The 1,086-nt window shown below is 69.8% G+C and carries 1 protein-coding gene and 1 pseudogene; one reads left to right on the top strand and one right to left on the bottom strand.

All coding sequences use genetic code 11. The features are described 5' to 3' along the window. Positions 1 to 301: pseudogene (locus tag AC1DWF_RS32370) on the top strand (ABC transporter substrate-binding protein); the annotation flags it as partial. 28 nt (positions 302 to 329) lie between these two features. Here AC1DWF_RS32370 and AC1DWF_RS32365 read toward each other — a convergent pair. Beyond that, the gene (locus AC1DWF_RS32365) at positions 330 to 860 is read right to left on the bottom strand and encodes a DUF5943 domain-containing protein (protein WP_476842615.1); all 531 of its coding nucleotides are present in this window, start codon (positions 858 to 860) and stop codon (positions 330 to 332) included. Positions 861 to 1,086: the final 226 nt, after the last annotated feature.

Here is a 1,086-nt window from a genome sequence, read left to right as displayed (position 1 = left end):
CTCGCTGGCGCTGCGCATCGTCGCCGCCGGCTTCGCGCCGGACCGCGGCTTCGGCACGCTCAACTACGGGCGCTACAGCAGCCCCTCGCTCGACGCCATCATCGAGCGCGCCGTGTCGGAGCCGGATGATATCAGGCGCGAGGCCTTGCTCCGCGAGGCCGCCGGCGCCGCGATGGACGACGTCGCGCTCATCCCGCTGCACATCCAGAAGAACATCTGGGCCACGCGCCGCGGCCTGATCTACACGGCGCGCGCCGACGAGCAGACGCGGGCCTGGCTGGTGAGGCCGGCTGCGGTTTGAGGGGGTTCGCGGGGGACTTCGTCCCTCGCTACACCGCCTCGCAGCGCAATTCGAACCGGCATTCCGGATGCCCCTCCGCCGCGCAGGCCACCTCGCGGCAGACGGGCTCGCCCTTCCGCCCGGCCATCTCCAGCACATAGCGCATCCCGCCGGCGAAGCTGCCCTCGAACATGTAGCAGACCGGCCGTGCCGTCTGCGGCCCGTAGCCCAGCGCGAAGGCCGAGTTCCGCACCGTCACCGCGCCGGTCCCCGCAGCTTCGTCGAGCGCGGTGATCTCCAGCTGGCCGTAGCCGCGCTGCGAGAGTCGCTTCAGGTAGTGCCGGAAGGTGTCGATCGGCGAGAGACCGTGCGTCTTCGCCTCGGCGCGGCACCATTGCAGGGCGGAGAGGTCGCTCGATCCGTAGAGGATTTTCCGGTAGGCCTCGGGCCCGATGGCGTCCTCGATGCCGTTCTGCATATTCACCAGGAAGTGGCGCGGCAGGTAGACCGTGGGCAAGCCGTCGGTGGTCCAGATGCCGGTATCGGGGTCGACCTCGATGGGAACCTGGGGCTGGGCCATGCGCATCTCCTGGAAAGTCGTGATGCTGGGCGATGTCGGCTAGGGTCGCAACCGGGAGGACGTTGGAATGGAACCGAAAACCCTGATGGATCGCGAGACGGCCACGGACCTGCCGCCGACGCTGGCCGCGCTTTGGTGGGACGCCCGCGGCGACTGGGCGCGCGCGCACGAGGCCGCGCAGTCCGTGGACACGACCGAGGGCGCCTGGGTGCACGCGTATCTGCAT

The organism is Aminobacter sp. P4_D5 (assembly GCF_056401815.1).
The sequence above is the reverse complement of the archived record's forward strand: the minus strand, read 5'-3'. Positions and strand labels throughout refer to the sequence as shown.